Raw genomic sequence first — 8,174 nt, forward strand, 5'->3', positions numbered from 1 at the left:
AAGAACGCGCGGTAGGCTTCGGCCGTCTCATACTCGTCGGCGGGGCGAACGACCTCAAGCTGCGGAATGGCGCGGAACGAGGCAAGATGCTCGATTGGCTGATGCGTGGGCCCGTCCTCGCCAAGAGCCACGGAATCGTGGGTCCACACATACAGGTTCGGAATCCGCATCAGGGCGGCGAGTCGAACCGACGGACGCTCGTAATCGGAGAACTGGAAGAAGGTTCCGTTGAAGGGGCGGGTTTCCGAACCCAGCAGGATGCCGTTGGTGATGGCACCCATGGCGAACTCGCGCACGCCGAAGTGCAGCTGGCGTCCATATTCCGACGTCTCGGGCCATGTGCGGGTCGCGTCCGCGGAGGGTCCAAAGGACTTGGCGCCCTTGATGTTCGTGTTGTTCGAACCACCAAGGTCCGCCGATCCTCCCCACAGCTCGGGCATCACGGCGGCGATGGCGTTGATCACAGCGCCGGACGCCTTGCGTGTAGCGACCTTGGATCCGGACTCGAATCCGGCCTCGAGGTCATCGATGGCTTTGTCGAATCCCTCGGGGAGCTTGCCTTCCTTAAGACGCTCGTACAGAGCCGCCTTGTCGGGGTTGGCCTTCTGCCACTGAGCGAACTTCTCGTCCCATTCCTTATGCGCCTCAAGACCGCGCTCGGCGACCTTGCGGGCATGCGCGAGGGCCTCCTCGTCGACGGGGAAGGCGACGTCTGGATCGAACCCAAGGATCTTCTTGAGTCCTGCGACAGCCTCTGCGCCCAACTTGGATCCGTGTGCGGCCTCATTGTTGGTCTTGCCGGGGGTGGGCCATGCGATGAGGGTGTCGACCTTGATGAACTTCGGACGGTCCGTGACCTTCTCGGCCTTGTCAAGAGCCGCTGCGAGAGCCTGCACGTCCTCCTTGTAGGAGCCGTCGGGCTGGATGAAGCTGACCTCATCCGTGTACCAGCCATACGCCTCGTACCGCTTGAGGATGTCCTCGGAGAAGGTGAGCTTGGTGTCTCCCTCGATCTGGATGTGGTTGGCATCGAAGATCACAGTGAGATTGCCCAGCTGCTGGTTGCCTGCGAGGGAGCTGGCCTCGGAGGACACACCCTCCTCGACGTCGCCCTCACCGCAGATGACCCACACCTTGTGGTCGAAGGGTGATGTCCCCTCGGCCGCATCGGGGTCGAGAAGGCCACGCTCGAAACGCTGTCCGTAGGCGAATCCCACGGCTGAGGCAAGGCCCTGCCCCAGAGGACCGGTGGTCATTTCGATGCCGGGGGTCAGTCCGTACTCAGGATGTCCGGGCGTGCGAGTGTCGGCGCCACCACGGAAATACTTGAGGTCGTCGAGCGTCAGTCCGTATCCGGAGAAGTACAGCTGCACATACTGCGTGAGCGACGCGTGGCCGCCCGAAAGGATGAAACGGTCCCGTCCGGCCCATTTCGGATCATTGGGATCGTGCTTGATGTAACGCTGATACAGGGTGTAGGCGATGGGCGCCAGCGAGACTGGGGAGCCAGGATGGCCGTGTCCAGCCCTCTCAACGGCGTCGGCGGAGAGCACCTTCGCCATCTTGACGGCGCGCTCGTCCAGTTCAGACCAGGTGAAATCGGTCATAGATGATCTACTTTCCTTCCAATATCCCGGGCGCCACGCGTTCGGCTTATGCCGCGCCATGACTTCCCTCACATTGCGTCTTCATGCTAGCCGCGGCAGACGACTTCAAAGTTCGCGTTTGGCGTGTTATGCCGGCCTCCGGCGGCACCACGGATCGCGCGTTCCCAGACGTGCGCACGCATGGTCCCAGTCCGGCACCACGATTGACGCCACCGCCTCCTCCCATAATGAAATGGTTAGCACTCAGAATTATTGAGTGCTAATACTATGGCAATGGAGCCCGCGCCAGCCGAACGCGCGGATGGCGGCTCCGCGCACGGCGTGATGGCATAGGAACGCCGGCACGGGACGGACAGGGAAACGGAGGGAGGCGCGCATGACGCATTCACGTCGGATGACGGTTCTGCGTGCCGTGGTCGAGGACTACATCGATTCGCAGGAGCCCGTGGGGTCCGCGTCGCTGGCGCACCATCACGACCTCGGCGTGAGCTCGGCGACCATACGCAACGACATGGCCGCCCTCGAGGATGAGGGATATCTGATTCAGCCGCACACGTCGGCGGGACGGATTCCCACCGAAAAGGGATATCGCTATTTCGTCGACAGGCTGTCCACCGTCATGCCCCTTTCAGCCGCGCAACGACGCGGGATCAGCAGTTTCCTTCAGGGTTCGGTAAGTCTGCAGGACACCCTCCGCAGGTCGGCGCGGCTTCTCGCGAATATCACCGGTCAGGTGGCGGTCGTCGCATCTCCTGCGCTGTCGAAATCGACGCTTCGTCATGTGGAGGTCGTACCGGTCTCCACCCACGCCCTTCTGACGGTTGTGATAACCGACAGCGGCCGCGTCGCCCAACGTGTTATGACGGTGGACCGCATGCCCGATGAGGACAGCCTCAACGGTTTTGCAGCCCTCGCCAATCGACTAGCCTCCGGATTGTCGCTGTCGCACGCCGCGGAGGCGGTCCGGGCGCAGACATCGGGCGTGGACGGGAAGCTCTCGGACGCCGTGTGTGACACCTTGGAGGAGCTTGCCACCGACGAGAGGGCGGGGGAGTTGTACATGTCCGGAACGTCCCGGCTGGCCGACCAGCCGAACGCGGCCGACCTTGCCCCCCTTCTGGACGCCTTGGAAGAGCAGGTGGTTCTTATGCGGCTGATGAGCGCCCTTAGCGAGGAGAATACCGATTCGGGAGTCGGAGTCGCCATTGGGTCGGAGACGGGGACCCCGAGTCTGATCCACGCGTCGGTCGTCACAAGCGGCTACGGACGCACCGCCAACGACATCCCCGACTCGCCCCAGAACGGTCCGCATCGTTCTCTGGCCTTTGTCGGATCAATCGGTCCGACGCACATGGATTACACGATGACCATCGCCGCGGTGAGAGCCGTCGCCAGATATCTGACGGCGTTCGTCTCGCCGCAGGAGCCTCCCCAATAGAAGAGCTTTGGCCTGCGCACATGGCAGAATGTGATGGCCAGGGCGACGTCGATGGCCTACGCGAATACGAAAACCGGCACGTGGGTGCCACGCGGAAGGGAACGGCATGAGGCCGCGACCGCAGATATGTAAGGACAAGCAGTGACGGATTACTACGAGGTTCTGGGGGTCGACAAATCGGCCGATGATGCCGAGATCAAAAAGGCCTACCGCAGGATGAGCAGGAAGTACCATCCCGACATAGCCGGCCCCGAGTTCGAGGACAAATTCAAGGAGGTGAACAACGCCTACGACGTCCTCTCCAATCCGGAACGCCGCCGGATGTACGATGCCGGGGTGGATCCCAACAACCCCTCCGCGTCCGCAGGAGCGTCGGGATTCCCCATGGGAGACATGGGCGACATATTCAGCCAGTTTTTCTCCGGTCCCGGCTTTGGCGGATCGACGGGTCCGAGATCCCGCCGCCAGCCTGGACGCGACGCGCTCGCCCAAGCCTCCATCGATCTCAAAACCGCAGTTTTCGGCGGAACCGCGCATGTGTCGATTATGACGTACGGCCTGTGCTCCGAATGCGGGGGAGCGGGCGCGGCGAACGGCGAGAAGCCCACGACCTGTCCCGAATGCCATGGCTCCGGTTTCAGGCAGAAGGTGGTGCGCACGCTTCTCGGCCAGATGATGACCACAGCGCCATGCGACCGCTGCGAAGGCTACGGCACGATAATCGAGCACCCTTGCCCGGCGTGCTCAGGCCATGGAAGGGTCCGCACCTCGCGTGATGTCGGCATCACCATACCCGCGGGAATCGCCAGCGAGACCCGGCTGCGTCTGGCCAATCAGGGCGAGGTGGGTGAGGGCGGCGGCGCTGCGGGCGATCTTTACATCGACATCAGCATCGCGAAGGACAAGAGGTTCACGAGGGACGGCAACGATCTTCATTGCTGGGTGAGGATTCCCATGAGCTGGGCCGTGTTGGGGCATGGAGTCGACATCGACACCTTCGATGGGCCGCGCACAATCGACGTCCCGGCAGGCTGTCAGCCCGACGACACGGTGACGATCAAGGGGCTGGGAGTCACGAAGCTCCGGCAGCCATCCGACCGAGGCGATCTGATAGCGCATGTGTCGGTGGAAATACCGACGAAGATCAACGATGATGAAAGGCACCTCATCGAGGAGTTCGCATCCTCGCACGACAAGGACAGGTCGAGCGCCCCACAGACCCCGCAACCGTCAACCGGCTCCCGCAAGGGGTTCTTCAGCAAACTGCGCGACGCTCTGAGCTGAGGAGGGGGACGGTGCCAAGCCGCCCAATCCGATCATGACCGTGTCAAACCCGATTACGACAGCAGCGAGCGGCACATGGACCTGTACTCGCTGACATACCCTCCGCCGAAGAACACGCAATGACCCGCGATGGGATACAGCTGCCACAGCGTCCTGCGTTCCCTCCACCCGGCGGCAAGTGGATGAACGGACTGATAGCCCCGGATGATCGCATCCAACGACGTCATGCCGAACAGATGCAACATGGACAGATCCTCCTCCCGATGGCCTCCATGAGCGGCCGGATCGATGAGAACGGCCTCCGTCTCACCCGCGTCGGAGCGGGTCCACATCACATTGCCGCTCCACAGGTCACCGTGCACACGGCAAGGGGTGTCGTCGGCGGCGGCTCCCAAAAGGTCGGGAAGCCGTGATATGATGCGACGGGTCAGCTCGACGTCGGAGCCATTCAGTGATCCCCGCCGGACACCCAACTCGACCATGGGAAGCAGCCGCCCCTGCGTCAGGTATGTCGCCGGATCGCTCCAGTCTCCCGTATCCATGGGCACCGGATCCTGAAGTGGACCGAAATAGCACGTTCCCGTGTAACCCTCCGGAGGGGCTCCGAACGATTCAGCACCCATGTCATGCATCCTCGCCAGCGACACTCCAAAGTCATAGGCCGCCTTCGCCGTGGGAGAGGAGGGTTCCACCCGTTCGATGTCCAGATGGTCACGGTCCCATCCATAGACATCGACAACCCTTGGACCTCCCTGCGGCATGGCCTGCGCAAGCCATCTCAACCCCCGTCCCTCGCACTCGAAGAATCCCTGTGGAGCGAAAGCCCTGCTCTTACGATAAGTGGCCATAACACTCTCCTTAGTTTTTCCGCGTTCCTCCCGGATATTGTCGATTCGATGCCAGACAACGAGCCATGACCGGCGCATGGCGTATGGTGGTTCGGGCCATGTCGTCCGCAAGACGTGGCCGGCAAGGATATTCGCCACACGTGGACATCCACGGGATACCAACGGGACACACTAAGAGGGACCATGAATTTCTTTCAGGCGATAATACTGGGGCTGGTGCAGGCGTTGACGGAATATCTTCCGGTGTCGTCAAGCGCCCATATCCGCATCATCGGCGACCTGATGCTGGGGTCCGATCCCGGCGCCGCGTTCACGGCGATCATCCAGCTGGGCACCGAGCTCGCGGTGATTCTGTATTTCCGCCATGACATAGCCCGCATACTCACCCGCTGGTTCCTCTGTCTACGCGGGGATAACGGCACGGATACCGCCCACCGGTTCGGTGCCGGGGATAGAGACGCATCCACCGGCTGGTACATCATCATCGGAACGATGCCGATCGTCATCGCGGGTCTGATATTCCAAAAGGTCATCGAAACGACGCTGCGCAACCTGTGGATCACCGTGACGGTTCTGCTGCTGTTCGGCATCCTGCTGTGGGTCGTCGACGCGCGGTCACGTCAGATCAAAACGATGAACTCCATGACATGGAAAGAGGCCCTCATCTTCGGACTGGGACAGATGCTCGCCTTGATTCCGGGAGTCTCGCGTTCCGGCGGAACCATCACATTCGGACGCGCCATGGGATACACGCGCGAGGCGGCCGTGCGGGTGAGCTTCCTCATGGCCATCCCCGCCGTCTTCGGAGCCGGCATCCTTGAAGGTGTCAAAGCCCTTCGCGACTACAAGTCCGACGCGCTGTTCCCCGGTTGGACGGCGACCATCGCGGCCACCGTGGTGAGCTTCATCGTCGGATATGTGGTGATCATCGGCTTCCTGAAGTTCGTGTCCACATTCTCCTATAAGGCCTTCGCGGTTTACCGCATCATCCTTGCAGTCGTCGTCGCGCTGCTGCTCATCTCGGGAGTGCTTCCCGCGATCGACTAAACGCCTTCACAATCACGCGGAACGCTGTCGACCGTCAGGAATCGAGACCTCTGAGATAATTTTCGACATCACGAACCAGCTCGTCCGCCGATGATTCCGACTGAGCGTCGAACTCCCTGCCGCAAGGGCCGCACGAGCCGCGTCGCGCATCATACTCACGCTCCAACCTCCGCACGTAATCGGCAAGGTCGGAGTCGCCAGACGTCGTTCTGTCCACTTGCGCCCTCCACAGATTCGCCTGTCCCACAAGCTCGCTAACATCGATGTCATGCCCCAATAGGCGTGAGAGTCTCCTCGTCAACTGAAGCGTGCCCTGCGCGCACTCGTCGCAATCGAGATACTGGGGGACTGACACCCACATACTCGACGCGTCGAAACCGTCCTCGCGAGCCATCTGATCGAAAACGGTGGTTATACCCACCGGACCGTTGTACTCACGGTCCATGTCGCACCGACGGTCCGAATCGGACACGTCAAGCGGAAGAGGCCTAGTATGGGGGCATTCGGCCAGCATCCCCCCCATCGTGACCACATGGTCGACGTCAAGCTCCTGCGCGATGGACAGACTCTCGCGGCAATACTCGACCCATCGATAATTGGGTTCCGGAGCCAGCTGGGCAAACACACGGTATCCGTCATCCAGCGCGATTTCGAAGAACGTCGTCCGAGGCCATATGATGCGCGCACGACCAGTGACGTGGCACATCATGGGACGGGCGGACTGGTAGTCGTAGTACCCATCACACGCGATATGGCGCACCTCGCGGGAATCATAATGCGCGACCAGCGACCTCACCACGTTCGTCGCAGACTGGCACGCGTCATTCCACCCCTCGAAGGCGACGAGAAGCGTCGTGCCGGATTTTCTTTCCGTACAACCCATACCACCAATGTAACGGCGGCAGCAGTCGGACCATTCCACAAGACCCGCTCTTCAGCCATAGGTGAATGATGTGCCGGAGGAGATAGACACGACACGCGCATTTGCATCTTGCACGCATGTCGTTTACAGTAGTGCCTCGTGCTCAGGCAGCGACAGGGCACATGCGGACATAGCTTAGTTGGTAAAGCGCGACCTTGCCAAGGTCGAGAGCGCGGGTTCGAGTCCCGTTGTCCGCTCGAGGTCCGAGGAGTTGACGACCTTACGGTGGGTTAGCCAAGCGGTTAGGCAGCGGCCTGCAAAGCCGTATAGACGAGTTCGACTCTCGTACCCACCTCGTGGAAGTCCGGAAGGACCGACACAGACCCGGGCGGTTGGCGCAGAGGTAGCGCACTTCCCTGACACGGAAGGGGTCACAAGTTCGAATCTTGTATCGCCCACACGGATCGCGAGGAATCCCCGAAAAGGGGTCGCGGACCTATCGACTGGGTGATTGGCGCAGCGGCTAGCGCACTTCCTTCACACGGAAGGGGTCGCAGGTTCGATTCCTGCATCACCCACATACAAGGAATTTTTCGGCTCCACACTCCTTTTCCATTGCTTCGCTTCGCATAAGGCTTCCGCTTCCGGTTCCTCGGTGTTGAGACGTCTTTTTCCTGATGCCTTCTGATGGCTTTTCGGGTTCCATCCAGTGACGCATATGACTCCGGCCGCGCGTTCCGAGGAAACATCACAACCCGGACACGGAGTTGTCCCGCTGCGTTCATAATGTGATTCTGTTGAATCTCAGTCCAGGCCTGCACCTCGTACCGCGGGCCCCGATAGAAAAGGACGATCATGGCTGAACAGACCATCTCCATAACCATCAATGGCGAAACGAAGGAGGTGGCAGCCGATTCCACCGGAGTCGAATTGTTCGCGGACGACAAGAACATCATCGCGATCCGGCTCAACGGCGAGGCACGTGACCTCTCCACTCCCGTGCGTCAAGGCGACGAGGTGGAGCCCATAGCGCTCGACAGCGAGGATGGCATCGCGATTATGCGTCATTCCGCGACGCATGTCATGGC

General features: G+C 61.1%; 6 protein-coding genes, 4 tRNA genes and 1 pseudogene. 8 read left to right on the forward strand and 3 right to left on the reverse strand.

Annotated elements, in window-relative coordinates; translation table 11 throughout:
• Positions 1-1,607, reverse strand: a 1,607-nt coding sequence (locus Q1X90_RS05435) for a transketolase (RefSeq protein ID WP_300767342.1), incomplete at its 3' end; no start/stop codon positions are given.
• Positions 1,608-1,983: 376 nt separating this feature from the next.
• On the opposite strand from Q1X90_RS05435, the gene hrcA reads away from it, so the two are divergent.
• Positions 1,984-3,045 (forward strand): heat-inducible transcriptional repressor HrcA, encoded by a 1,062-nt coding sequence (gene hrcA / locus Q1X90_RS05440; protein WP_300767345.1) that lies wholly within the window; start codon positions 1,984-1,986, stop codon positions 3,043-3,045.
• Between the two features lie 141 nt (positions 3,046-3,186).
• Positions 3,187-4,329, forward strand: a complete 1,143-nt coding sequence (gene dnaJ, locus Q1X90_RS05445; protein ID WP_300767347.1) for a molecular chaperone DnaJ — start codon at positions 3,187-3,189, stop codon at positions 4,327-4,329.
• A 53-nt stretch (positions 4,330-4,382) separates the two neighbouring features.
• Here the strand turns inward: dnaJ and Q1X90_RS05450 are convergent, their stop codons facing one another.
• The gene (locus Q1X90_RS05450) at positions 4,383-5,177 is read right to left on the reverse strand and encodes a fructosamine kinase family protein (protein ID WP_366944462.1); all 795 of its coding nucleotides are present in this window, start codon (positions 5,175-5,177) and stop codon (positions 4,383-4,385) included.
• A gap of 183 nt (positions 5,178-5,360) precedes the next feature.
• Between Q1X90_RS05450 and uppP the strand changes: the two genes are divergently transcribed.
• Positions 5,361-6,224 carry an undecaprenyl-diphosphatase UppP gene (gene uppP / locus Q1X90_RS05455; RefSeq protein WP_300767350.1) on the forward strand — a complete coding sequence of 288 codons (864 nt, stop codon included), beginning with the start codon at positions 5,361-5,363 and terminating at the stop codon, positions 6,222-6,224.
• Between the two features lie 34 nt (positions 6,225-6,258).
• On the opposite strand, the gene Q1X90_RS05460 is transcribed toward uppP, so the two are convergent.
• Positions 6,259-7,107 (reverse strand): PAC2 family protein, encoded by an 849-nt coding sequence (locus Q1X90_RS05460; RefSeq protein ID WP_300767353.1) that lies wholly within the window; start codon positions 7,105-7,107, stop codon positions 6,259-6,261.
• Positions 7,108-7,270: 163 nt separating this feature from the next.
• Between Q1X90_RS05460 and Q1X90_RS05465 the strand changes: the two genes are divergently transcribed.
• From Q1X90_RS05465 to thrS, 5 genes and pseudogenes are all read left to right on the forward strand, one after another.
• Positions 7,271-7,343, forward strand: a tRNA-Gly gene (locus Q1X90_RS05465).
• 27 nt (positions 7,344-7,370) lie between these two features.
• Positions 7,371-7,441: transfer RNA gene (locus Q1X90_RS05470), tRNA-Cys, on the forward strand.
• A 31-nt stretch (positions 7,442-7,472) separates the two neighbouring features.
• Positions 7,473-7,544: transfer RNA gene (locus tag Q1X90_RS05475), tRNA-Val, on the forward strand.
• 47 nt (positions 7,545-7,591) lie between these two features.
• A tRNA-Val gene (locus Q1X90_RS05480) sits at positions 7,592-7,664 on the forward strand.
• Between the two features lie 277 nt (positions 7,665-7,941).
• Positions 7,942-8,174 (forward strand): annotated as a pseudogene (thrS, locus tag Q1X90_RS05485) (threonine--tRNA ligase); the annotation flags it as partial.

The sequence above is a fragment of the uncultured Bifidobacterium sp. genome, assembly GCF_949292005.1.
In the GTDB taxonomy this organism is placed as follows: Bacteria; Actinomycetota; Actinomycetes; order Actinomycetales; family Bifidobacteriaceae; genus Bifidobacterium.

What these genes read in the sequence shown, in the direction of transcription:
- Q1X90_RS05460 (WP_300767353.1), bottom strand. Translation starts at nt 7,107, where the DNA reads ATGGGTTGTACGGAAAGAAAATCCGGCACGACGCTTCTCGTCGCCTTC.
- Q1X90_RS05450 (WP_366944462.1), bottom strand. Translation starts at nt 5,177, where the DNA reads ATGGCCACTTATCGTAAGAGCAGGGCTTTCGCTCCACAGGGATTCTTC.
- hrcA (WP_300767345.1), top strand. Translation starts at nt 1,984, where the DNA reads ATGACGCATTCACGTCGGATGACGGTTCTGCGTGCCGTGGTCGAGGAC.
- uppP (WP_300767350.1), top strand. Translation starts at nt 5,361, where the DNA reads ATGAATTTCTTTCAGGCGATAATACTGGGGCTGGTGCAGGCGTTGACG.